A 24,862-nucleotide genomic window follows, 5' to 3' on the forward strand; every position below is an offset into this window, starting at 1 on the left:
AAAAAACAAAACCATCGATTATCTTTGCAAAACTAATATAGAAAGTTGGGAATAGTCTTTTTTCTTTTCTCTTTTTTCTTTCATCTATAAAAAATGTCAAGAGACGAACAATTAAAACAGCGTTGGGAAAGCGTTGTCAACATATTATCAGAAAAATTTTCAGGCGGAGAAGACCTTGATTTAGAAGGAATTATCTATTTAATTGGAGTACAAGAATTGGGGAAAATTCATGCTACTTTCAAAAAAGATGAAAAAGTAAACCTAATGCACATTGCCATTTGCCGTTTGTTGGAACCTTATGGTTACTACGAATTTGAGTATTTTGATAACGAAGGTTGGCCACATTACAAAGTAAAAGAAGAATTGCCACCATTAAAAGCAGGTGAACAAGCCGTGCTAATGAAAGAAGCAATTGTAAGCTACTTTTTAGAGAAAGAATTAATTGACTAATTAATTTATTAGTACAGACAAGTCATTGACTTGTCTCTCAAAAAAAATCCATAAATTTGCATTTTACAAAACGAGTGATGACAGAAACGATTAAAGCCCATATTGAAGAAGTAAAAACTTTTCAAACCGATAATAAAGAACAATTAGAAGCCTTCCGAATCAAGTATTTAGGAAGTAAAGGCTTGTTGAAAGACTTTTTTGCCGAATTCAAAAATGTTCCAAACGAACAAAAGAAAGAATTTGGACAAGTAATCAACGAATTGAAAACTTCGGCAGAAGAAAAGGTGAAAACCATTCAAGACGCTTTAGAAAACAAAGAAGAAGCAAAAGGAATTTACGGCGACACTACGCGTCCAGGAGAAGCGATGAACATTGGTTCTCGTCACCCAATTTCTATTGTAAAAAACCAAATGATTGATATTTTTTCAACCATAGGTTTTAACGTGTCTGAAGGTCCAGAAATCGAAGACGATTGGCACAATTTTACCGCATTAAATTTACCAGAATATCATCCAGCAAGAGATATGCAGGATACGTTTTTCATTCAAACCAATCCTGATGTTTTGTTGAGAACACACACTTCATCGGTGCAAGTGCGCTATATGGAAAACAACAAACCGCCTATTCGTACGATTTCTCCAGGAAGAGTGTTCCGTAACGAGGCTGTTTCTTCGCGTTCACACTGTATTTTCCATCAAGTGGAAGGATTGTATATTGACAAAGATGTTTCGTTTGCCGATTTAAAACAGACGTTGTTGTATTTCACGAAAGAAATGTTCGGAAAATCGAAAATCCGTTTGCGTCCTTCGTATTTCCCGTTTACAGAACCAAGTGCTGAAATCGATATTTATTGGGGATTAAAAACCGAAACCGATTACCGAATTACCAAAGGAACCGGTTGGTTAGAAATTGGTGGTTGCGGAATGGTTGACCCTAATGTATTGAAAAATTGCGGCATCAATCCAGATGAACACACAGGTTTCGCTTTCGGAATGGGAGTTGAGCGTATTGCGATGTTGTTGTACCAAATTGGCGATATCCGTATGTTTTATGAAAACGACGTTCGTTTCTTAGAGCAATTCAAATCGAGCCTATAGATTGTTGAATGATGATTGATGATTTCAGATTTTAGAATGTTCTGAATTCGAAATTCGTTAATCATAAATCTTAAATCATGAAAAAAGACATTATCATCCCAAAAGTAGAAGGCGTTCACATTGTAGCTTTTCAAGAATGGAACGACGATTTCATGGAGAATTCTTGGTACGCTTATTTAATAAACGATACCGATGATTTGCTAGAAATGGCTATGGTAGTTTCACGCGCTTATGGTTTAATCAATGGCGAAGAACGCAAAACGGGAACTTTTCGTCATGCGTTTGCTAAAGTTGAACCAAGAACCGCCGTTAAAGTTGAATTATTGGAAAACAACGTCTTACAATTGAATAACGAATTCATGTTGTCATACTTCGCAAACGGACAATTATTCGATAAAACCTTTGTTTTTAGAACCAATTCCATCAACGAAAAAGCTACTGCCGATTTACCAATTATCAACAAAAGAGGTGTTTTCGTAAATTAGATTTTAAAAAACTTACCGCAGATTCGCAGATTGGACTATTAATCTGCGAATCTGCGGTTTTCATTTTTATCTTTTAGATAATCCATAAAATCTGAGTTATCATTCGTTAAAAAAGAAAATATTTTTACCTTTAAGAAATTTTTTCAACAACACAACATGAAACCATTTCTTATTGCTTTAGCCTTTTTAACTACTACTTTTTCCCAAGCACAAGATTACGCCAAACACGTCAACCCATTTATTGGAACAGGAGGTCACGGACATACTTTTCCAGGTGCAACGGTGCCATACGGAATGGTGCAATTGTCTCCTGATACCAGAATCGATGGCAGTTGGGATGGCTGTGGCGGTTATCATTATTCTGACAATTTGATTTACGGATTTTCGCACACGCATTTGAATGGAACCGGTGTTTCGGATTATGGAGATATCATGTTGATGCCAACTATGGGCGAACCTTCGTTTGATAATAAAGTGTATTCTTCTACTTTTTCACATGATAATGAAAAAGCTTCCGCTGGATTTTACTCCGTGAAATTAGACAAACATAATATCGATGTGCGTTTAACCACTTCAACACGCGTAGGTTTTCATGAATATACGTTTAATAAAGCAGGTCAGGCCAATATTATTTTAGATTTAAGACATCGTGATAAACTTTTGGAAGGTGAAATTCGATATGTTGATTCAAAAACAATTGAGGTTTTAAGAAGAAGCGAAGCATGGGCTAGAAATCAATATGTTTACGCTCGGATTGAATTCAGTAAACCATTTAAAGAAATTAAGACAAATAGTGCAAATCATCTGACAGATAATCGAATACTTACAGATTATGCAGGTGCTTATCAATTCAAAGTCAAAAAAGGAGAAAAAATCCTCGTAAAAGTATCGCTTTCGCCAACAAGTTATGAAGGTGCCAAATTAAATAGTTCCGAAATCAACCATTGGGATTTTGAAAAAGCACATCAAAACGCTATCGCACTTTGGAACAAAGAATTATCAAAAATTGAAGTCACTTCAAATGATAAAGATAAGTTAGCGATTTTCTATACGGCTTTGTATCACACGATGATGCAACCGAATATCGCACAAGATTTAGATGGAAAATACCGTGGTAGAGACAACCAAATTCATGTTGCCGAAGGATTTGATTATTATACAGTATTCTCGCTTTGGGACACGTTTAGAGGCGCGCATCCGTTGTACACGTTAATCGACAAGAAACGTACTTCTGATTACATCAATACGTTCATCAAACAATACGAACAAGGCGGTAGATTACCAGTTTGGGAATTAGCGTCTAATGAAACCGATTGTATGATTGGTTATCATTCGGTTTCTGTTATTGCCGATGCGATGGCAAAAGGAATTAAAGGTTTTGATTACGAAAAAGCCTTTGAAGCTAGTAAAGCGTCTGCCATGCGAGATGTTTTAGGTTTGGATGCCTACAAGAAAAACGGTTTCATTTCTATTGACGACGAACACGAAAGCGTTTCTAAAACCTTAGAATATGCGTATGACGATTGGTGTATTGCTCAAATGGCGCAAATTTTAAACAAACAAGAAGATTACCACTATTTCATGAATCGTTCTCAAAATTGGAAAAACATTTTCGATTGGGAAACGGGTTTTATGCGTCCAAAGAAAAATGGCGGTTGGGACAAACCTTTCGATCCAAGAGAAGTTAATAATAATTTTACCGAAGGTAATTCTTGGCAATACTCGTTTTTCGTTCCACAAGATATTGAAGGCATGATTCAAGCTTATGGCGGACCTGAAAAATTTGAAGCCAAGTTAGACGAAATGTTCAACAGTGAAAGCAAAACTACAGGAAGAGAACAAGTAGATGTAACGGGTTTAATTGGGCAATATGCGCATGGAAACGAGCCAAGTCACCACATGGCGTATTTGTACAATTATGTTGGCAAGCCAGAAAAAACGAATGAAAAAGTCAAATATATTTTAGATAATTTTTATACAAATACGCCAGATGGTTTAATTGGAAACGAAGATTGCGGTCAAATGAGTGCTTGGTATGTGTTGAGTGTTATGAGTGAATATCCTGTTTGTCCTGGAAGTATTATTCATCATTATGAAAACGATTTATATTTTGATAAAATAGTTGTAAACCTTGAAAGTGGTGAGAAGGCTGTAATTACTGAAGAGCAAAGAAAAATCAATAAACAAAAAGCGATTCAACAAGAGAAAGAAATTGAATCTTCTGAAGATATTGATTGGAATTTAGATTATATTATTAAAGAAATAATCCCAGTTCCTGTAATTCAAGCGGAAAGCAAATCATTTAAAGATAAATTGAAGATTGAATTGAAGTCTCAATACTTAAATGATGTGATTTATTTTATGATTAATGATAAAGACGATCATTTGGCAAAGAAACTATTTGTTCCTTACACAAAACCTTTTGAAATATCGCAAACATCAACTATTGAAGCTTATGTAAAAACAAATGAAGGACAAAGCAACACTATTTCCGCAACCTTCTTTAAAAAACCAAACAACTACAGCATCAATATCAAATCAGTTTATAATCCGCAATATCATGCGGGTGGTCCAGAAGGGTTGTTAGATGGGATTTTAGGAACAGAGAACTGGAGAAAAGGCGATTGGCAAGGCTATCAAAATCAGGATTTTGAAGCGGTTGTCGATTTAAAAGAAGTGAAAAATATTACTGAAATTTCAGCACGCTTTTTACAAGACCAACGTTCGTGGATTTTAATGCCAACGAAAGTCGATTATTATGTTTCGGAAGACAATGTGAATTTTACGTATTTCGGTTCGGTAAACAATACCTTAGATCCAAAATTAGAAGAAAATACGATTCTAAATTTCACATCAAACGAAACCAAATCAAAAAAAGCACGATACGTAAAAGTCATCGCAAAAAACTTCGGTAAATTACCAGAATGGCATCAAGGCGCTGGTGGCGATGCCTTTATTTTTGTGGATGAGATTACGATAAAATAAAAGCCAAAAATTAACCGCAGATTCGCAGATTTAAACTAATTAATCTGCGAATCTGCGGTTTTATAACTTGTGAAATAATTAATCCTTATCAGGAAACAATAAAGAAGCTACGACAGACAAGATTAATACACTTCCAACAACCATTAAAGAATAAGAAGTTTCGATGTGGTAAAACGGCGCTATAATCATTTTTACACCGATAAAAGCCAAGATGAACGCTAATCCATATTTCAGTTTACTGAACATGTACATAAAGTTTGCTAATAAGAAATACAACGAACGCAATCCTAAAATCGCAAAAATGTTAGATGTGTATAAAATAAATGGATCATCTGGTGCGATAGCGAAAATTGCTGGAATACTGTCTACAGCAAATAATAAATCGGTAAATTCAACAATTGCAACCACAACGAATAAAGGGGTTGCCATTCTGATTCCGTTTTGAATGGTGAAAAATTTATCACCATCAAAATTTGGACTCACTTTAAAAAACTTGTGTACAAATTTAGAACCAGCACTTTTACTAAAATCTTTACTTCCATCATCTTCTTCACTACTAAATCCAGATTTGATTCCCGCAACAATTAGAATAATTCCGAAAATGGTTAGTAAATAATTAATTTTTACCACTTGTCCAAAAAGCTCCATTTCGGGTAAATAAGTATAATTTAGTAACCAAACTCCAGTAAAAATAAAGATAGCTCTAAATACCAAAGCACCAATTACACCCCAAAATAAGACTTTATGTTGGGCTTCTTTCGCGACATTGAAATAGCCAAAAACCAAGATAAACACGAATAAATTATCTACAGAAAGCGCTTTTTCAATCCAATACGCCCCTTGAAACTGCATGAATTTCTCAGCTCCCATGTAGTGATAAATAATACCACTGAATCCCATAGCTAAAGAAATCCAAATTACCGACCAAATAGCAGCTTCTCTATTGGAAACTACATGTCCTTTTTTGTTTAAAACTCCTAAATCTAGAACCAACATCGCAATGATGGTAATTGTAAAAGCTGTAATAATACCAGGATGATCAATTAAATGATCGATTGAGCCTGTTTTTAGTGATAGCATGAATTAGTTTAATTTATCTGTTAGTTCTTTAAAAACAGCTTTGGCGTCTTTGTTTTCGTATAAAATTTCGTAAACGGCATCGATAATTGGAGTATCAGCTCCGTATTCTTTGTTTAATTTGTAGGCACTTTTTACCGCGTAATATCCTTCTGCCACCATGCTCATTTCCATTTGTGCTGATTTTACGGTGTAGCCTTTTCCAATCATGTTTCCAAACATTCTATTTCGAGAAAACACGGAATAACCAGTAACTAATAAATCGCCTAAATAAGCCGAATTATTAATATTTCGTTTCATTTTATGCACTTTACGAATGAATTTTTTCATTTCGCGAATACCATTACTCATTAAGACCGCTTGAAAATTATCACCATAGCCTAAACCATGTGCAATTCCGGCAGCAATAGCATAAATATTTTTTAAAACTGCTGCATATTCTGTTCCAATGATATCATCAGTAGTTTTTGCTTTGATGTAATGCGAGCTTAGATTTTTAGCAACATATTTGGCTTTTTTTCTATCGCTACAAGCAATGGTTAAGTACGACAACCGTTCCATAGCTACTTCTTCCGCGTGACACGGACCTGTGATTACACCAATGTTTTCAAACGGAATATCATACTTGGTATGAAAATGTTCACCAACAATTAAGCTCGATTCTGGAACAATTCCTTTAATCGCAGAGAAAATAACTTTTCCTTCTAAGCTTTCGGTTAAACTTTCTAATTCTTTGCTTAAAAAAGCAGAAGGAACTACAAAAATTACATAATCAGCATAAGCAACCGCTTCGTTGATGTCGTTTGTGAGTTTTAATTTATTGGTATCAAACGCAACCGAACTTAAATAATTCGGGTTGTGTTTTTGATGTTTCAAATGCTCAATAGCATAAGTACTTCGCATGTACCAAGCAATTTCGTCTTGATTTTCACAAAGCATTTTTGCAATTGCAGTTGCCCAACTTCCTCCTCCAATGACTGCAAATTTCGGCTTCTTTTCCATTATGTGTTTCGATTTAGAAAATCAAAAATAATCATTTTAAAAGGATTTACAAAAAACGTTTGCGTGAAGCGATTTTAATAACTCATTTCTACGATTGCTTTTACCTTTTCGATGGTGATATTTTGTTTTTCGCCTAATACTTTCCAACCTCTTTCTTCAAACCGATTGGCGATGAAATCAGCCGTTTTTTTGTAATTTTCTGTGTTTTCCGATAATTTGGTTTTCATGCCCATTTTATGGAAGAATTCAACCGTTTTTTCAATTGCTTTTTCTGCAATTTCTTCGGTTGAATTGCCTTGAATATTCCAAACGCGTTGCCCGTATTGTGCTAATTTGTCTTTTTTCGTATCGAACATTACGCGGTATAAGTTGGGTCCAATGATAGCCAAAGTTCTCGCATGATCAATTTCGTACAAAGCGGTTAATTCATGACCAATCATGTGCGTTGCCCAATCCGAAGGAACCCCTTTTTGGATTAATCCATTCAATGCCATAGTAGCACTCCAAACAAAGTTGGAAGCTAATTTATAATCATTCGGATTTTCTACTACATCGGGACCAATTTCAATTAGCGTTTGTAAAATACTTTCTGAAATTCGGTCTTGTAGTAAAGCATCGTGTGTATAAGTTAAATATTGCTCCATAACATGCGTGAACGCATCCACAACTCCGTTTTGTAACTGTCTTTTTGGTAAAGAAGTGATTACCGTTGGATCTACAATCGAAAAAACTGGAAACAAAGCGCTTCCGCCTAATGTTAGTTTTTCTTGAGTAGCTTCAATCGTAACCACAGCGCCTGAATTCATCTCCGAACCTGTTGCTGGTAAAGTTAAAACGGTTCCAAAAGGAATTACTTTTGAAATATCTTTGAATAAAATTCGTTTTTTCAAAATATCCGCTTCGTCACCTTCAAAATTCACAGCTGCCGAAATAAATTTCACACCATCAATCACACTTCCGCCACCAACAGCTAAAATAAATCCGATTTTTTCAGCACGAATAATTGCAACCGCTTTCATCAAAGTTTCAAAACGAGGATTGGGCTCAATGCCACCAAATTCCACAATATCGTGATTGGGTAAAGCAGCTTTTACTTGGTCGTAAACACCATTTTTAAAGATACTTCCGCCACCATAAGCGATAAGGATTTTAGTATTTGAAGGAACTAATTCAGTTAGTTTTTCAATTTGTCCTTTTCCAAAGACATAATTTACAGGATTGTATAATTCGAAGTTTAGCATAACATTTTATTTTTAAGAATACAAAGTTACGCAATGGGATTGGGAACGAATGGTAAAGGAATGTTAATCTATTTCTTATAAAAGTTATTATGCTCTACATATTCCCAAACTTTATTCGGTAACATTGGAACAGCATTTTTACCTTTTTTAATGCTTTCGCGAATGAAGGTTGAGGATAATTCTATTACAGGCGCGCCAATTCTATGAATTTTTGCATGATTAATAAATTGCTCATCAATTTCACCTGAATTTAGTCGCGGATAGACATAAATATCGTGGTTTTGCAAAATGACTTCGTAGTTTTTCCACTTGTGAAGCGAGTTCAAATTGTCTTCGCCCATGATTAAGGAAAACTCATGTTTTGGAAATTTTTCTTGTAAATGCGCTAAAGTATTTACGGTGTAATTCGGTTGCGGTAACTTGAATTCGATATCCGATGGTTGGATTTTCGGAAAATCTTCGGTTGCCAAATGCACCATGTGTAATCGATGGTAATCATCTAACAACGAACTTTTCTGCTTATGCGGATTGTGCGGCGTAACCACCATCCAAATTTGATCCAAATCAGAATGCTCTGCCATGTGATTGGCAATAATTAAATGCCCAATGTGAATGGGATTAAACGTTCCGAAATAAAGACCTATTTTCATTTTGTTACACAGAGTTTCACAAAGCTTTACACAGAGTTTCACGAAGTTTTTTGTGCAACTTAGTGCAAAACTTAGTGAGGCTTAGTGCTATACTTTTTATTTACTAATAAAATCCTTTACCAATTTGTACGCATCTTCTTTTGCCACATCTAAATCATAATTTTTGATGATGGTGTCAAACTGTGGCGCGGTAGCTAATTCTACAGACGCTTTTGCAATACGCATGTTGATTTTGTCTTCGCTTTCTGTAGAACGTTGTTTTAGGCGACGTTTTAATTCGTCAACGCTTGGTGGTTTTACAAAAACAGCTAACGTTTCGTTTGGAAATTTACTTTTAATACGCAATCCGCCTGCAACGTCAATATCAAAAATTACGTGTTTTCCTAAAGCCCAGATGCGTTCTACTTCGGCTTTTAAAGTTCCATAGAAATTATCGGTATATACTTCTTCCCATTCTACAAAATCTTCTGCTTTAATATGCTTTTTGAATTCGTCCCAAGAAATAAAATAATAATCTTTTCCATGTACTTCTTCGCCACGTGGTTCGCGTGTTGTACATGAAATCGAAAATTCTAAATTCAAATCGGGTTGGGCTAATAAATGTCTTACTATAGTGGTTTTTCCAGAACCTGATGGCGCAGAGAATACTAATAATTTTCCTTTTGTCATTGTATAGTTGTGTTGTCTATTTTCTTTATTCTTTTCTCTCTTTTCTTAAAGAACATTCAAAACTTGTTCTTTAATCTTCTCCAATTCATCTTTCATCATCACTACCAATTTTTGCATTTCGGTATGGTTGGATTTGGATCCCATAGTGTTGATTTCTCTTCCCATTTCTTGTGTGATGAAACCTAATTTTCTTCCGTTAGCTTCCGTTCCATTTAAAGTTTCTAAGAAATAGCTCAAATGGTTACCCAAACGCACTTTTTCTTCGGTAATATCGTATTTTTCTAAATAAAAAATCAATTCTTGCTCGAAACGATTTTCATCTACATTGACTTTTAATTCATCTAAAGCAGTTCTTAAACGAGTTTTTACCGTTTCAACGCGTTCAGAATCATAAGAAACTGCTTCGTTCATTAAATTATTAATGTTTGAAATACGCAATTGAAATTCTTTTTCCAAAGAAGCGCCTTCATCTTTTCTAAAATTAGCGATGTTTTCCAAAGCTTCATCAATTACGGTTTGGATTTGTTTCCATTCGTTTTCATCGATTTCGTCGCGCTCAGTTTTTAAAGCATCGGGCATACGAACCGCCATTTTCATTAATTCCGTTTCATCTGCTGTTGGAATAACCGCTTTCATCTGGTTGATGTATCCTTTTACAATCGGCACATTGATTTTTGAAGTCGTTTCTTCGCCTGTAACTTCCACATAAAGTGAAAAATCAACTTTTCCACGCTCTAAACGTTGTGAAATTTGATTGCGTAAACCCAATTCCATTTCACGAAAAACAGAAGGCATACGTGTATTTAAGTCTAAACCTTTACTGTTTAGCGATTTGATTTCTACGGTAATTTTTTTGGTTGGTAATTGCAAAGAAGCTTTCCCAAAACCCGTCATGGATTGTATCATATTGTTATAAAAATGTCTTCAAAGATATGAAAATGCCCCCTAACCCCCAAAGGGGGAATAAGTTTGTGTATTTATTTGTGATTTATATAGTTGGAAAAAAATATTTAGTTAGTTTTCTCCCCTCCTTTGGAGGAGTTGGGGGAGGCTTTCTGCGTTACTAAATATACCCCAATAAAAATTAAAATAGCCGAAATTAATTTCACCAAACTCAAGTCGTCTTTTCCTAAACTTACAGCGAAAATAGTAGCGAAAAGTGGTTGTAAATAAATGAAAACAGCTACGGTTGTTGGTTTTAGTTCGCGCATAGAAACTAAATTTAGTAAATAGGTTAAGAAGGTTGAAAACACGACTACAAAACCAATTTTCCAGAAAATATCAGTTGGTAAATTAGCAAAATCTATGGCTTGAAATTCGTTCCAACCAAAAGGTAATACCATCAAAAAACCAAAAGTGTAAATCCATTTCACGAAGGTGAAGGCGTTGTATTTGTCCATTAATTTCTTCACGATAATGAGGTAAAATCCGTAGGAAACGGCATTTACAAAAACTAATAAATTGCCTAAACTCGCATTTGTAGCGTTTACCAATGATTTTCCGTATAAAATCAACGTTATCGTTCCAGCTAATCCTAAAATGATTCCTAAAACTTTTCGGTTTTCCATGCGTTCTTTCATGATGAATGCTGATAAAACGAGGACAATCATTGGAGTTGTTACCATCAAAACCGCTCCCATAATAGGTGATGTGTAACTCAAACCTTTGAAAAAAGTCAACATATTAAAAGCTACTCCGAAGAACGCTGCAGCAATAATTCTAGGAAAATCTTCTTTTGCAATTTTTTCTTTGGGTCCAAAAAATGAAATTAGCCAAAATAAAACTACCGAACCACCAACACGCATGACGATAAATCCAAACGCATCAACGTATTTCGGCATAACATCTTTAGCAATAGTAAAGGTTACGCCATAAATAATGGAAACTAAGGTAGCGGCAAATAATGCCCAACTTCTTTTAGACACTTTGAAGAGCTTTCGTTAATTTAAGTACATTGGGTTGCGTGTTTCCAATAAAAATTTCATCATTAAAAACAACAACAGGACGACTCAAAAACGTGTAATGTTCTAAAAGGTATTTTTTGAAATCGGGTTCGGTTAAATTTTTATCTTTTAATCCTAACGATTTATACAATTGCGCTTTTTTGCTAAACAGCGCTTCGTAACTTCCTGAAAGTTGATACATTTCTTCCAAATCACTTTCCGAAATTGGATTTTGACGAATATCAATAAACGTTAATTTATTAGAGTTCGGCAACGATTTAATGATTTTTCTGCACGTATCACACGAAGCCAAATAGTATATTTTGTTCATTTTATTGGTTTTTCATTTTCTGGCACAAAAATACAGCCTTTTGAATTCTAAAAATCAGTAATTTTATAAAAAAATTAAGCCATGGAAGCAACTTTTAGAATTTGGGAAACCAGTAGAAGTATTTATTTAAAATTTTTAGAGAATTATTCATTAGAACAACTCAATACAATTCCAGTAGGAATGAGTAATAATTTGATTTGGAATATGGGTCACGTTATCGTTTCCCAACAGAAATTGGTTTATGCGTTATCAGGTTTACCAATGCATATTTCGGATTCACTTTTTGAGAAATATCAAAATGGTTCGCGTCCAGATGGAAAAACTACTCAAGCAGAAGTAGATGAAATTAAGAAATTACTATCCGAAATGGTTGAAAAAACCAAATCTGATTTTGAAGCGGGCGTTTTCAAAGAATTTCATCCATATCAGACAAAAACAGGGTTTTATTTAGGAACATTAAAAGAAGCAATGGAATTTAACAATTATCATGAAGGCATTCATTTGGGAATTATGATGTCGATTAAAAAATATATTTAGCGAATTGTTAACGATTCAAAAAGCAGCATCAAACAACTTTTATTTACCTTTGTAAAAATTTTTTAAAATGAAATTCAATACAAAAACGATACATGGTGGACAACATCATGAAAAAGTAACGGGAGCGGTAATGCCACCAGTATTTCAAACTTCGACTTACGTACAATCAAGTCCTGGTAAACCAGTGGGCGATTACGAATATAGTAGAGCAGCAAATCCAACAAGAACCGCATTAGAAGAGGCTTTAGCAAGCATTGAAAACGGAGCAAGAGGTTTGGCTTTTTCTTCCGGATTAGCGGCAACAGATTGTTTGTTACGCATGTTCAAAGCAGGTGACGAAATCATTGCTATGGACGATTTATATGGTGGAACTTACAGATTGTTCACAAGATTATATAAAGATAGTGGCATCAAATTTCATTTTGTGGATATGAATGATTTGGAGAAATTCCAATCGTTAATTAATGAAAACACAAAATTGGTTTGGGTAGAAACTCCGACGAATCCATTAATGAAATTAGCTGATATTGCTGCAATTGCTCAAATTACTAAAAAGCACAATATTTTGTTTGCAGTAGATAATACTTTCGCAACACCATATTTACAAAAACCATTGGATTTAGGTGCTGATATTGTAATGCATTCGGCAACTAAATATTTAGGAGGTCATTCAGATGTTATTGCTGGTGCGTTAATCATTAAAGACAAAGCATTGGGTGAAGAATTACATTTCAAACAATTCGCAACGGGAGCAACTTTAGGACCAATGGATTCTTTCTTAGTGTTAAGAGGAATTAAAACATTGCACTTACGTGTACAACGTCATTGTGAAAACGGCGAAAAAGTAGCAGCATATTTAGATAATCATCCTTTAGTGGAAAGAGTGTATTATCCGGGATTAGCTTCTCATCCATTTCATGAAATTGCTAAAAAGCAAATGAGTGGTTTTGGAGGAATGGTAACATTTACTTTCAAGTCAGGTAAAAAAGAAGATGCGATTAAATTCTTAGAAAATTTAAAAGTATTTACTTTGGCAGAATCATTAGGCGGCGTTGAATCGTTAGCGAATCACCCAGCTTTAATGACACACGCTTCTATTCCAGAAGACAAAAGAAAAGAAGTAGGTATTTCAGATGACTTGGTTCGTTTGAGTGTTGGAGTTGAAGATATCGAAGATTTATTGGCGGATTTAGAACAAGCTTTTAAATAGCAGAAACAACTAAAAACAAAAAATCCCGATTCGTGAGAATCGGGATTTTTTTATGTTGTAAAATATATTAATCTAAATAATAAATGTAACCTACATGAAACCATAAGTTCCAGTCGTTTGCTTTGTTTTCTGTCCAAACTTCAGGATCAGGATTTAAACCATCAACCCAATCAGAAAAATAGTACTGCCATCTTACTTCAGCAAATAAATCAGATAACTCTGTTAATTTGTAACGTGTACCCACACTTGCAACAACAGACCAAGCACTTCCTCCTTCATCAGACCAAGCGCCATAGTATTTAATTGGAGTAGAAATTGGAGTATCCATTGGGCCTAATTCAGAATAAGTCCCGTTTTGGAAAAAAGTATAGTGAGCACCTAAACCAATAAATGGAGCCCAAGCACCATCAGTAGCTGTAAATTCACGAATACTTAATGGAAAATATTCTAATTGCATACCAATATCCGTAACCTTGGCTTCACCTTTCATTGCTCTTAATTGAGATGCTGTAAATGAACTTCTGTCTGCCCATTTACCAAAGTGCTGTAATTGAGTACTGTTGTAAGATAACTCAGAACGCACTTTAAAGTGATCGTTAAAATAAGTTTCAGGCATGTAACAATTACATTCTGCACGATAAGCAAAATTCATATAGTGAACCAAACCAATACCAAAACCTGTGTTTCCAGCGTTAGTTTCAAAATCGTTTCTTACTCCAAAGTCAGATTGAAAAGCAACTCCTCCAACAAAAGCTCCAACTTCATGAGAGAAGCCAAATTGGGCAGTCATTGATAAATTTGCTCCTAAAAGCAACATTAGTAGGTATTTAATTTTTTTAGTCATCGCTAAAATTTTTCCATTATCGGACAAATATATAAAAACAAACTGCACTTCAAAAAAAAAAGAATGTTTTTCTTATGTAAAAAACACAACTTAATAGTATAAGTTAAATATTAAAGAACATGTGGTATAAATTTTTCTTAAAAATATACCAAGTAATTTTTAAAATGTATATTTGTCGACTTAAATTTTGCGAATTTGATAATTTAAGTAAAAAAACATATTTAACGAATTAGTTTAGCTACAAGTTTAATAGTATAATGGAACAAAAAATTAATGATTTTATGGCGCTTGTTGAGGCCAAAAATCCAAACGAGCCTGAGTTTTTACAAGCAGTAAAAGAATTTGCTGAAACAGTAATGCCTTTTATTGCTAATGAAAAAAAGTATGATGGAAAAAATGTACTTCTAAGAATGGCTGAGCCTGAGCGTTCAGTAATCTTCAGAGTGCCATGGGTTGATGATAAAGGTGAAATCCAAGTAAACAGAGGTTTCCGTATTCAGATGAATTCTGCAATCGGACCTTACAAAGGAGGTATTCGTTTTCATCAAACAGTAAATTTATCGGTACTTAAGTTTTTAGCTTTTGAACAAGTTTTCAAAAACAGTTTAACAACTCTTCCAATGGGTGGAGGTAAAGGAGGTTCTGATTTTGACCCACAAGGAAAATCAGATGCTGAAGTTATGCGTTTTTGCCAATCGTTTATGACAGAATTATGCCGTCATATTGGTCCAGATTTAGACGTTCCTGCCGGAGATATCGGTGTTGGAGCAAGAGAAATTGGATACATGTTTGGTCAATATAAAAGAATTAGAAATGAATTTACAGGAGTTTTAACTGGAAAAGGTTTAGCTTATGGAGGTTCTTTAATTCGTCCAGAAGCAACAGGTTATGGTGTAGTTTATTTTACCCAACAAATGTTGAGAACTATCGGCGAAACAATTGAAGGGAAAACAGTTGCTATTTCTGGTTTTGGAAATGTGGCTTGGGGAGTAGCTTTAAAAGTGAATGAATTAGGAGGTAAATTAGTTACCATTTCAGGTCCTGATGGATATATTTATGATGCTGACGGAATTTCTGGAGAGAAAATCGAATTCATGTTAGAAATGAGAGCTAGCGGAAACAACAGAGCTGAAAGTTTTGCTGAAAAATTCCCAAGTGCTGTTTTCCACAAAGGGAAAAGTCCATGGGAAGCAAAAGTGGATATCGCTATTCCTTGTGCAACTCAAAATGAATTACATGAAGAAGATGCAAAAAAATTAATTGCAAATGGTGTTATGTGTGTAACTGAAGCAGCTAACATGCCATGTACATTAGATGCTATTAAACAATTCTTAGATGCAAAAGTTTTATTTGCCCCTGGAAAAGCAGCTAACGCTGGTGGTGTAGCAGCATCTGGTTTAGAGATGACACAAAACTCTATTCGTTTAAACTGGACAAGTGAAGAAGTAGATGCTCGTTTAAAAGACATCATGACAGGTATTCACAGTCAGTGTAAAAAATACGGAACAGAAGAAGATGGTTATGTAAACTATGTTAAAGGAGCCAACATTGCTGGTTTCGTTAAAGTGGCTGACGCTATGTTAGCTCAAGGTGTTGTGTAACAATAAACTTTGAATTATATAAAAAGCTCTTTCAGGAAACTGTAGGAGCTTTTTTCTTTTATAAAATATATCAAAATTAAAATTAATACGTTTGTAGTATATTTGTATTAAATACTTGCGATGAAAAAGGCAATTTATATTTTTATATTTTTTATTTCCCATTATTTTTTTGGGCAACAAAGCAATCAATTGTGGAAAGGTTATTTTTCTTACAATGAAATTGTAGATGTTGAATCGTCTACCAATGCTGTGTTTGCCTCTACTCAAAATGCTCTTTTTTCACAAGTAATTGCGTCTTCTAATTTGAATGTTTACAATTCAATTACGGGGCTAAAACCAGATGTTATAACCACAATTCACCATTCAGATGCTTTTAATAAAACATTTGTTGGAAATAATAATGGTTTAATTTTAATACAAAATGCAGATGGTTCTGTTACTACTAAAGTAGATGTTATTGAAGAAGTGCCTGTGCCACCTAACAAAAAGAAAATTAATGATTTTTTTGAATTCAATGGTCGTTTATATATTGCTACAGATTATGGAATTTCTGTAATCGATATAGCTACATCTGAATTTGTTTCAACCTATTTTATTGGTACATCAGGAGAAGAAACAGAAGTACTACAAACTACCGTTTTTAATAACGAAATTTATGCCGTTACAAGAAGTTTTGGTATTAGAAAAGCTAATTTAAATAATCCTAATTTGTTTGATTTTAGTCAATGGCAAACTTTTGATGCTGGATTTTGGGTTGGAATTGTAACTTTCAATAATCAATTGATTGCTACAAACACAAATGCTAGAACGTATCGATTTAATGGAGCTACATCATTTGAAATTTTAAATCACAATCAAGCAGGACTAAAATTAAAAACAAACGGAACGGAGCTCATCGTAACAACTCAAAACAATATTTATGTTTTAAATCAATCATTTTCAATTTTAGCTCATATAACTCAAATACCCGATTTTGCTGTGCGTTTTACAGCCGCTTCAGTCGTAGGCGGATTTATATACATTGGAACTGAAAAAGATGGGTTGTTTTCTACAACCTTAACAAATCCGACGGTATTTACTGCAATGTCTCCAAACGGACCCCTTCAAAATAGTACTTTTAGATTAAAAAAGGCACCTAACAAAATTTGGGTCGTACATGGTGATTATAGCCAATCGTTTAATCCTTATCCACTCGACGAGCTCGGAATTAGTACATTTACAACAGATCAAGGTTGGAGTGTTATTCCATATAGCGATTTAAGTGGTGCAAAATCTTTGTCGGATATTGCAATTAATCCATCTAACCAAAATCAAGTATATGTAACGTCTTATTTTTCTGGACTCTTAAAAATGTTTGGAAATACAATAGAATTACTCAATAACACCAATACAGGTGCAAATGGTTTAGAATCTTTAGTATTACCAGGTAATCCAACTTATGTTGATATTCGAATCAATAGCCCTGCTTTTGATAGAGAAGGGAATCTTTGGGTAACAAATGCATACGTAGATAGAGGAATCAAAGTTTTAAGAGCTAACGGGCAATGGCAATCCTATAATTTATCTGGAATAACAGCAAATTTATCCACTGGAAGATACAACGCAATGGTTATCGATAAAAACAGTACCAAATGGATACCTGCTTATAACGATGGTGTTGTAGCTTTTAATGAAAATTATAACAACAAGTTTATTGTAATTAACCAAGAAAATGCCGATCTTCCTACTACGGTTGTAAATTGTGTGGCTATTGATAACCGAAATCAATTGTGGATTGGAACAATGGCTGGTTTACGTGTGTTATCTGGTGTTGACAGATTTATCTCTGAAACAGAATTAGATGTTTTCCCAATTATTATTCAAGAAGGCGATTTAGCGCAAGAACTTTTTTACCAACAACCTATTTTAGATATTGCCGTTGATGGGGCTAATAGAAAATGGGTTTCCATTGCAGATGGAGGTGTTTTCTTAGTTTCTTCAAACGGTCAACAAACTATTTACCGCTTTGACAAAAGCAACTCACCACTACCAAGTAATAACGTATTAGATATTGAAATTGATGGCGTTTCTGGGGAAGTGTTTTTTGCCACAGATAAGGGAATTGTTTCGTTTTTAGGAACTTCAACTAAGCCAAGTGATAGTTTAGGAGATGTTTATGTCTATCCAAATCCAGTGCGACCAGAGTTTTTAGGAACGGTAAAAATTAGTGGTTTAACAGACAAAGCTAATATCAAAATCACAGATATTGAAGGGAATTTAGTTTACGAAACTACTTCATCAGGAGGAACTATTGAATGGGACACTAAAGCTTTCGGAAAACATAAAGTGGCTTCAGGAGTTTATATGATTTTTGTAGCAAGTCAAGACGGAACTGATTCTACCGTGAAAAAAGTGATGATTATTAGATAATTCAATGCTAGTCAAAACTAAAGCCATCGTTCTTTCTTCCTTAAAGTTTCAAGAAAAAAGCTTGATTGTTAAATGCTTCACGCAATCAGATGGATTAAAAAGTTATTTTGTACAAAGCGCTTATTCTAACAAAAAAGCCAATCAAAAAATCGCCTATTTTCAGCCATTAACCATTATTGAAATCGAAGCCAATCACAAAAACAAAGGTACGCTCGAACATTTTAAAGAAATCCGATTAGCACACAGCTATTATTCCATAAATACAGATATTGTTAAAAGTACGATTGTAATTTTTCTCTCCGAAATTTTGCATCACGCCATCAAAGAAGAAGAGAAAAATCAAAACCTATTTTCTTTTTTGGAGACAGCTTTGCTTTGGTTAGACACACACGATGAAATGGCAAATTTTCATCTAATTTTAATGATGGAAGTAACAAAGTACTTAGGTTTTTATCCCGATGTAACCGAAATAGATTTTCGTTTTTTTGATACTAAAGAAGGCTATTTTACGCCTTTTCAAAGTGTAAATTCGTTAACTGAACATGAAACGCATTTGTTCAAAAAATTATTAGACTTAAAATTTGATGCCGACCAAAAAGTATTTGCTGGAATAGAACGCCAAATTTTGCTGAAAATCCTCTTAGATTTCTACACCTTACACCTCGATGGCTTCAAAAAACCAAAATCGTTAGAAGTTTTAAAAGAAGTTTTTTCCTAAGTCTCAACTTTTACCTTTTACTTTTTGCCTTTTACCTTTAAATCATTACTTTCGCAGATTGATTTAAGAAAGCGACAAAATGAGCACAAAATTTACTGAATACAAAGGACTTGACTTGCCAACAGTAGCATCAGAAGTTCTTGATTTTTGGAAGAAAAATAACGTCTTTGAACAATCGGTAACTTCTCGTGAAGGAGCTACGCCTTACGTGTTTTTTGAAGGACCACCATCTGCAAACGGTTTGCCTGGAATTCACCACGTGATGGCGCGTGCGATTAAAGATATTTTTTGTCGTTATAAAACTCAAAAAGGTTACCAAGTTAAGCGTAAAGCAGGCTGGGATACGCACGGTTTACCTGTAGAATTAGGTACCGAAAAAGAATTAGGCATCACCAAAGAAGACATCGGAAAAACCATTTCGGTAACCGAATACAACGAAGCGTGTAAAAGAACCGTTATGCGTTATACAGACGTTTGGAACGATTTGACCGAAAAAATGGGGTATTGGGTTGATATGGAAGATCCGTATGTGACGTACAAATCCAAATACATGGAAACCGTTTGGTGGTTGCTAAAACAAATTTACAACAAGGATTTACTATACAAAGGATACACAATCCAACCGTATTCTCCAAAAGCAGGAACAGGTTTGTCTTCGCACGAAGTTAATCAGCCAGGTTCATACCGTGATGTTACGGATACAACGATTGTAGCTCAATTCAAAGCAAAAGACGAAACCTTACCAAGCTTTTTACAAGGTTTTGGAACGGTTCATTTCTTAGCTTGGACTACTACGCCTTGGACGTTGCCATCAAATACAGCGTTGACAGTTGGTCCAAAAATTGATTATGTTTTAGTTAGAACATTCAACCAATATACTTTTGAAGCGGTAAATGTAGTTTTGGCTAAGAATTTAGTTGGAAAACAATTTGGTGGAAAGTATTTTGTTGCGGAATTAGAAGAAGATTTTACAAATTATAAATCGGACGATAAAAAGATTCCGTATCAAATTTTAGCCGAGGCAAAAGGTGCTGATTTAGTAGGAATTCGTTACGAACAATTACTACCATTAGCATTACCTTATCAAAATCCAGAAAATGCTTTTAGAGTAATTTCAGGAGATTTCGTAACTACGGAAGATGGAACAGGAATTGTTCACACCGCACCTACATTTGGAGCAGATGATGCTAAAGTAGCGAAAGAAGCAACGCCTGAAGTGCCGCCAATGTTGGTTTTAGACGAAAACGGAAATCCAGTGCCATTGGTTGATTTACAAGGAAGATTCATCCAAAGTTTAGGAGATTATTCAGGTAAATACGTTAAAAACGAATATTACAACGACGGAGAAGCGCCAGAACGTTCAGCTGACGTAGAAATCGCTATCCAATTAAAAGAAGAAAACAAAGCCTTTAAGGTTGAAAAATACGTACACAGTTATCCACATTGTTGGAGAACAGACAAACCAATTTTATACTATCCATTAGATTCTTGGTTCATCAAAGTAACCGAAATCAAAGATAGAATGTTTGATTTAAACGAAACTATCAACTGGAAGCCAAAAGCTACAGGAGAAGGTCGTTTCGGAAATTGGTTGAAAAATGCAAACGATTGGAATTTATCGCGTTCAAGATATTGGGGAATTCCTTTGCCAATTTGGAGAAGTGAAGATGGAACCGAAGAAATGTTAGTTGGTTCAGTTGAAGAATTGTACAACGAAATCGAAAAAGCAATCGCAGCAGGTTTCCAAACAGAAAATCCGTACAAAGGATTCAAAATTGGCGACATGAGCGAAGCCAACTACGATTTAGTGGATTTACATAAAAATGTAGTGGATAACATCGTTTTAGTTTCTCCATCAGGAAAACCAATGAAACGCGAAACCGATTTAATTGACGTTTGGTTCGATTCAGGTGCAATGCCTTATGCACAATGGCATTATCCATTTGAGAACAAAGAGTTAATCGACGAAAATAAAGCTTTCCCAGCTGATTTTATTGCGGAAGGGGTGGATCAAACACGTGGTTGGTTCTATACATTACATGCGATTGGAACATTGGTTTTCGATAAAATTGCCTACAAAAACGTAGTTTCAAACGGATTAGTTTTGGATAAAAACGGACAGAAAATGTCGAAACGTTTAGGAAATGCCGTGGACCCATTCACTACTTTGGCTGAATATGGTCCAGATGCTACACGTTGGTACATGATTTCGAATGCAAACCCTTGGGATAACTTAAAATTTGATATTGAAGGTGTTGCTGAGGTAAGAAGAAAATTCTTTGGAACACTATATAATACGTATTCGTTCTTCTCGTTATATGCTAATATTGATGGATTTACTTATTCTGAAGCGGAAGTTCCATTAGAAGAAAGACCAGAAATTGACCGTTGGATTTTATCCGAATTACATACTTTAATTCAAGTTGTCGATGAAGCGTATGCGGATTACGAACCAACTAAAGCAGCAAGAGCTATTTCTGATTTCGTTCAGGAAAACTTAAGCAACTGGTACGTTCGTTTGTGTAGAAGAAGATTCTGGAAAGGCGATTATGCGCAAGATAAAATCGCGGCTTATCAAACGCTTTATACGTGTTTGGTAACGGTAGCGAAGCTTTCTGCTCCAATTGCTCCGTTCTTTATGGACAAACTTTACATAGATTTAACACAAGCTACAGGTTCTGAGTCATTTGAAAGTGTACATTTGGCGAAATTTCCAGTTTCGGTTGAAAACTTTGTTGATAAGTCGTTAGAGAGCAAAATGATGAAAGCACAAACGGTTTCTTCACTAGTTTTATCGCTTCGTAAGAAGGAAATGATCAAAGTGCGTCAACCGTTGCAAAAGGTAATGATTCCAGTACTTGACGACAATCAGCGTGCTGAAATTGAGGCAGTTTCTGACTTAATTATGGCAGAGGTAAACGTAAAAGAAATTGAATTATTAGACGATGCTTCTGGTATTTTAGTGAAGCAAATTAAGCCTAATTTCAAGACATTAGGGCCGCGTTTTGGTAAGGATATGGGATTGATTTCCAAAGAGATACAAGGATTTGGACAAGAAGAAATTGCTAAATTAGAGCGTGATGGTGAGCTGGTTATGGATATTTCAGGAAAAAGTATAACTTTATCACTAGAAGATGTTGAGATTTCTTCGCAAGATATCCCAGGTTGGTTAGTAGCCAATTCAAACGGAATTACAGTAGCGTTAGACATTACCATTTCCGATGAATTAAGAAAAGAAGGTATCGCGAGAGAATTGATTAACAGAATCCAAAATATCAGAAAAGACTCAGGTTTTGAAGTAACGGACAAGATTACCGTTAAAATGGAAAAAAATCCGCAAGTGGAGGAAGCTGTTTTAGCTAATGAATCGTATATTAAGTCAGAAACCTTAACCGAATCGTTAATTTTTGTTCCAACCCTTGAAAATGGTACGGAAATTGAGTTTGATGATATAAAAACAAGTATATTAATTTCAAAATAAGAACCGAAAGGTTTTTAATCGACGTATAACTATAAAAAATATTGAAATTATGGTAGAGGAGCAAATTAGATATTCAGACGCTGATTTGGCTGAATTCAAAGCGTTAATTCAAGCTAAATTAGAAAAAGCTAAAGGTGATTTAGAGCTTATTAAAAGTGCTTATATGAATGACTTAAATAACGGAACCGATGATACATCTCCAACGTTTAAAGCATTTGAAGAAGGTAGTGAAACAATGAGTAAAGAAGCCAATTCACAACTAGCTATTCGTCAAGAAAAATTTATTAGAGATTTAAAAAATGCCTTAATTCGTATCGAAAACAAAACCTATGGTTTGTGTAAAGTTACAGGCAAATTAATAAGTAAAGAGCGTTTAAAAATCGTTCCTCATGCAACTATGAGTATCGAAGCAAAAAACTTGCAACGTTAATCTTTTTACAAAATTATACTAACGCTCCGTTTGGGGCGTTTTTTATTTAATAAAAACACTATTTTTGCAAAAAAATTGAACATGTCGTTAAAGAAAGCCTATTTATTAATCATTGCTATTTTATTAATTGATCAGATTTCGAAAATCTATATCAAGACGCATTTTTTTATTGGAGAATCCATAAAAGTAATGGGTTTAGAATGGTTTCAAATTCATTTTATAGAAAATGAAGGTATGGCTTGGGGTGCTGAAATTCCTGGCGAACATGGAAAATTAATTTTAACTTTATTCCGTATCGTAGCCGTAGGTGGAATTGCTTGGTGGTTGTGGGATTCGGTAAGAAAAAAAGCATCAAATTATTTAATCGTAGCTATTGCTTTAATTTTTACAGGCGCTTTAGGAAATATTATTGATTCTGTTTTTTACGGTGTTATTTTTAACGATAGTTATCATCAAGTAGCAACAGCTTTTTCAGACCAACCTTATGGCACTTGGTTCCACGGTGAAGTAGTAGATATGTTTTATTTTCCAATGTGGGAAGGAAACTTACCTTCTTGGTTACCTATTTGGGGTGGCAAACACTTCACTTTTTTCAACGCTATTTTCAACGTAGCCGATGTAGCGATTTCAACTGGTGTTGGGATTTTAATCGTATTCAACAAAAGAGCGTTTGCTCATGCGGATAAAGAGGAAGCATTAGCTGAAAAATAATCTCAACATGAAAAACTCAATTTTTTTATTGTTTTCGTTAACCTTTCTTTTTTTTGGATGTAAAAAGGAGAATGAAAATTATATTGAGAAAATAGAATATTTCGAAAGTAGCGATGCCCCAGGTCCTGATAAAATTGAGTTTAATCTGAATGTTTCAGATGAGATTTATAACTTAATGCATGAAGATAGTCTTACTAGACAAATTTTTGTAATTAATAAATCTGAAAGAATTGATTATCCAGCACACTTTTTTTGCATAGAAAAATTAAAAAATAATAAGGTAAAATATATTTTTTTTACGCCTTATTTTCTTGGAGGAAAAAGTAAAATAAAGCATTATTCCGAAAATCAGTTGAATGAATATTTTAATAATTCAAAAGAATTAAAGTTGATTTTACATTTCAACAAACACGTTTTCGAATTCAAAAACAAATAACTCCCTCAGGCGTCACACAAAAATCCAATTTAACATCACTTTCTGATACACCCTCAATTTTTTCTTCTGGAGGAAAGAATGATAATCCAATTTTAATTGTTTCGGGCTTGCATTTGCTTAAAAAGTTATCGTAGAAACCTTTGCCATACCCAACACGATTTCCTTGCTTGTCATAAGCTAAAAGCGGCACAAAAACCACATCAATTTTCACATCAGGAACTTCTAAACCATCAATAGGTTCAGGAACGTTGTAATTGTTCTTTTTGATTTTAGTATTATCGGTTAATAAAAAATGCGTCATTCCTAAAGTAGTAAACTCGCACTTCGAAATGACGATTTCTTTATCTTTTCCCGCTAAAATTTGAAGAATATATTCAGTATTGATTTCTTTCTGCTCTTCAATCGTTAAAAACAAATGATAATACAATTTGTCCCAAATGTCCATACGCAACAATTGGTTTGCAATCGCTAAACTTTTGTCTTCGATTTCATCTTGAGTTAACTTTTGCCTTTCAGCTTTTGCCTTTTGCCTTAACGATTTTTTATCCAACATCT

General features: G+C 34.4%; 23 protein-coding genes. 13 read left to right on the forward strand and 10 right to left on the reverse strand.

Going from position 1 to position 24,862, the window contains the following annotated elements; translation table 11 throughout:
• Nucleotides 1-93 precede the first annotated feature (93 nt).
• The 4 genes from B2741_RS08510 (at nucleotide 94) to B2741_RS08525 (ending at nucleotide 5,017) form a co-directional block, all read left to right on the forward strand.
• Nucleotides 94-450: a hypothetical protein gene (locus tag B2741_RS08510; protein WP_153199982.1), complete on the forward strand. Its 357-nt coding sequence runs from the start codon at nucleotides 94-96 to the stop codon at nucleotides 448-450.
• Nucleotides 451-527: 77 nt separating this feature from the next.
• A complete protein-coding gene (pheS, locus tag B2741_RS08515) occupies nucleotides 528-1,547 on the forward strand; it encodes a phenylalanine--tRNA ligase subunit alpha (RefSeq protein ID WP_291137602.1) in 1,020 nt (339 codons plus the stop codon).
• A gap of 77 nt (nucleotides 1,548-1,624) precedes the next feature.
• Nucleotides 1,625-2,032 carry a hypothetical protein gene (locus B2741_RS08520; protein ID WP_291137604.1) on the forward strand — a complete coding sequence of 136 codons (408 nt, stop codon included), beginning with the start codon at nucleotides 1,625-1,627 and terminating at the stop codon, nucleotides 2,030-2,032.
• A gap of 156 nt (nucleotides 2,033-2,188) precedes the next feature.
• Entirely contained in the window at nucleotides 2,189-5,017 is a 2,829-nt protein-coding gene (locus tag B2741_RS08525; protein ID WP_291137607.1) for a GH92 family glycosyl hydrolase, read from the forward strand.
• 78 nt (nucleotides 5,018-5,095) lie between these two features.
• Here B2741_RS08525 and B2741_RS08530 read toward each other — a convergent pair whose 3' ends face one another.
• The 8 genes from B2741_RS08530 to B2741_RS08565 all read right to left on the reverse strand — a co-directional run bounded on the left by B2741_RS08530 (nucleotide 5,096) and on the right by B2741_RS08565 (nucleotide 11,930).
• Nucleotides 5,096-6,073, reverse strand: coding sequence for a TerC/Alx family metal homeostasis membrane protein (locus tag B2741_RS08530; RefSeq protein WP_291137896.1), 978 nt, complete (start codon nucleotides 6,071-6,073; stop codon nucleotides 5,096-5,098).
• A gap of 27 nt (nucleotides 6,074-6,100) precedes the next feature.
• Nucleotides 6,101-7,096: an NAD(P)H-dependent glycerol-3-phosphate dehydrogenase gene (locus B2741_RS08535; RefSeq protein WP_291137609.1), complete on the reverse strand. Its 996-nt coding sequence runs from the start codon at nucleotides 7,094-7,096 to the stop codon at nucleotides 6,101-6,103.
• 74 nt (nucleotides 7,097-7,170) lie between these two features.
• Nucleotides 7,171-8,337: an iron-containing alcohol dehydrogenase gene (locus B2741_RS08540; protein ID WP_291137612.1), complete on the reverse strand. Its 1,167-nt coding sequence runs from the start codon at nucleotides 8,335-8,337 to the stop codon at nucleotides 7,171-7,173.
• Nucleotides 8,338-8,405: 68 nt separating this feature from the next.
• On the reverse strand, nucleotides 8,406-8,987 hold the full coding sequence (gene nadD, locus B2741_RS08545) for a nicotinate (nicotinamide) nucleotide adenylyltransferase (RefSeq protein WP_291137614.1): 582 nt from the start codon (nucleotides 8,985-8,987) through the stop codon (nucleotides 8,406-8,408).
• A 96-nt stretch (nucleotides 8,988-9,083) separates the two neighbouring features.
• Nucleotides 9,084-9,656 carry a guanylate kinase gene (gene gmk / locus B2741_RS08550; protein ID WP_290820331.1) on the reverse strand — a complete coding sequence of 191 codons (573 nt, stop codon included), beginning with the start codon at nucleotides 9,654-9,656 and terminating at the stop codon, nucleotides 9,084-9,086.
• Nucleotides 9,657-9,701: 45 nt separating this feature from the next.
• Entirely contained in the window at nucleotides 9,702-10,562 is an 861-nt protein-coding gene (locus B2741_RS08555) for a YicC/YloC family endoribonuclease (RefSeq protein ID WP_291137617.1), read from the reverse strand.
• Nucleotides 10,563-10,666: 104 nt separating this feature from the next.
• Nucleotides 10,667-11,581, reverse strand: coding sequence for a DMT family transporter (locus B2741_RS08560; protein WP_291137620.1), 915 nt, complete (start codon nucleotides 11,579-11,581; stop codon nucleotides 10,667-10,669).
• The gene (locus B2741_RS08565; RefSeq protein ID WP_291137622.1) at nucleotides 11,574-11,930 is read right to left on the reverse strand and encodes an arsenate reductase family protein; all 357 of its coding nucleotides are present in this window, start codon (nucleotides 11,928-11,930) and stop codon (nucleotides 11,574-11,576) included. The genes B2741_RS08560 and B2741_RS08565 overlap by 8 nt, the downstream gene beginning before the upstream one ends.
• Nucleotides 11,931-12,011: 81 nt before the next feature.
• Between B2741_RS08565 and B2741_RS08570 the strand changes: the two genes are divergently transcribed.
• On the forward strand, nucleotides 12,012-12,467 hold the full coding sequence (locus B2741_RS08570) for a DinB family protein (RefSeq protein ID WP_291137624.1): 456 nt from the start codon (nucleotides 12,012-12,014) through the stop codon (nucleotides 12,465-12,467).
• A gap of 67 nt (nucleotides 12,468-12,534) precedes the next feature.
• Nucleotides 12,535-13,677, forward strand: a complete 1,143-nt coding sequence (locus B2741_RS08575; RefSeq protein WP_291137626.1) for a cystathionine gamma-synthase — start codon at nucleotides 12,535-12,537, stop codon at nucleotides 13,675-13,677.
• A 67-nt stretch (nucleotides 13,678-13,744) separates the two neighbouring features.
• Here the strand turns inward: B2741_RS08575 and B2741_RS08580 are convergent, their stop codons facing one another.
• On the reverse strand, nucleotides 13,745-14,521 hold the full coding sequence (locus tag B2741_RS08580; RefSeq protein WP_291137629.1) for a THC0290_0291 family protein: 777 nt from the start codon (nucleotides 14,519-14,521) through the stop codon (nucleotides 13,745-13,747).
• A gap of 257 nt (nucleotides 14,522-14,778) precedes the next feature.
• Between B2741_RS08580 and gdhA the strand changes: the two genes are divergently transcribed.
• The 7 genes from gdhA (at nucleotide 14,779) to B2741_RS08615 (ending at nucleotide 24,307) form a co-directional block, all read left to right on the forward strand.
• Entirely contained in the window at nucleotides 14,779-16,122 is a 1,344-nt protein-coding gene (gene gdhA, locus B2741_RS08585; RefSeq protein ID WP_290820325.1) for an NADP-specific glutamate dehydrogenase, read from the forward strand.
• Between the two features lie 120 nt (nucleotides 16,123-16,242).
• On the forward strand, nucleotides 16,243-18,531 hold the full coding sequence (locus B2741_RS08590; protein ID WP_291137632.1) for a two-component regulator propeller domain-containing protein: 2,289 nt from the start codon (nucleotides 16,243-16,245) through the stop codon (nucleotides 18,529-18,531).
• A 4-nt stretch (nucleotides 18,532-18,535) separates the two neighbouring features.
• Nucleotides 18,536-19,249: a DNA repair protein RecO gene (gene recO, locus B2741_RS08595; protein WP_291137634.1), complete on the forward strand. Its 714-nt coding sequence runs from the start codon at nucleotides 18,536-18,538 to the stop codon at nucleotides 19,247-19,249.
• A gap of 79 nt (nucleotides 19,250-19,328) precedes the next feature.
• Nucleotides 19,329-22,730 carry an isoleucine--tRNA ligase gene (gene ileS / locus B2741_RS08600; RefSeq protein ID WP_291137636.1) on the forward strand — a complete coding sequence of 1,134 codons (3,402 nt, stop codon included), beginning with the start codon at nucleotides 19,329-19,331 and terminating at the stop codon, nucleotides 22,728-22,730.
• A 49-nt stretch (nucleotides 22,731-22,779) separates the two neighbouring features.
• Nucleotides 22,780-23,160: a TraR/DksA family transcriptional regulator gene (locus B2741_RS08605; RefSeq protein ID WP_073581819.1), complete on the forward strand. Its 381-nt coding sequence runs from the start codon at nucleotides 22,780-22,782 to the stop codon at nucleotides 23,158-23,160.
• Nucleotides 23,161-23,241: 81 nt separating this feature from the next.
• Nucleotides 23,242-23,871 carry a lipoprotein signal peptidase gene (locus tag B2741_RS08610; RefSeq protein WP_291137638.1) on the forward strand — a complete coding sequence of 210 codons (630 nt, stop codon included), beginning with the start codon at nucleotides 23,242-23,244 and terminating at the stop codon, nucleotides 23,869-23,871.
• A 7-nt stretch (nucleotides 23,872-23,878) separates the two neighbouring features.
• Nucleotides 23,879-24,307 carry a hypothetical protein gene (locus B2741_RS08615; RefSeq protein WP_291137640.1) on the forward strand — a complete coding sequence of 143 codons (429 nt, stop codon included), beginning with the start codon at nucleotides 23,879-23,881 and terminating at the stop codon, nucleotides 24,305-24,307.
• Here the strand turns inward: B2741_RS08615 and B2741_RS08620 are convergent.
• On the reverse strand, nucleotides 24,294-24,857 hold the full coding sequence (locus B2741_RS08620; RefSeq protein ID WP_291137899.1) for a 5-formyltetrahydrofolate cyclo-ligase: 564 nt from the start codon (nucleotides 24,855-24,857) through the stop codon (nucleotides 24,294-24,296). The two genes, B2741_RS08615 and B2741_RS08620, sit on opposite strands and share 14 nt — an antisense overlap.
• Nucleotides 24,858-24,862: the final 5 nt, after the last annotated feature.

Origin of the sequence: Flavobacterium sp. UBA7663, from assembly GCF_002483315.1 — a bacterium.
Taxonomy (GTDB): domain Bacteria; phylum Bacteroidota; class Bacteroidia; order Flavobacteriales; family Flavobacteriaceae; genus Flavobacterium.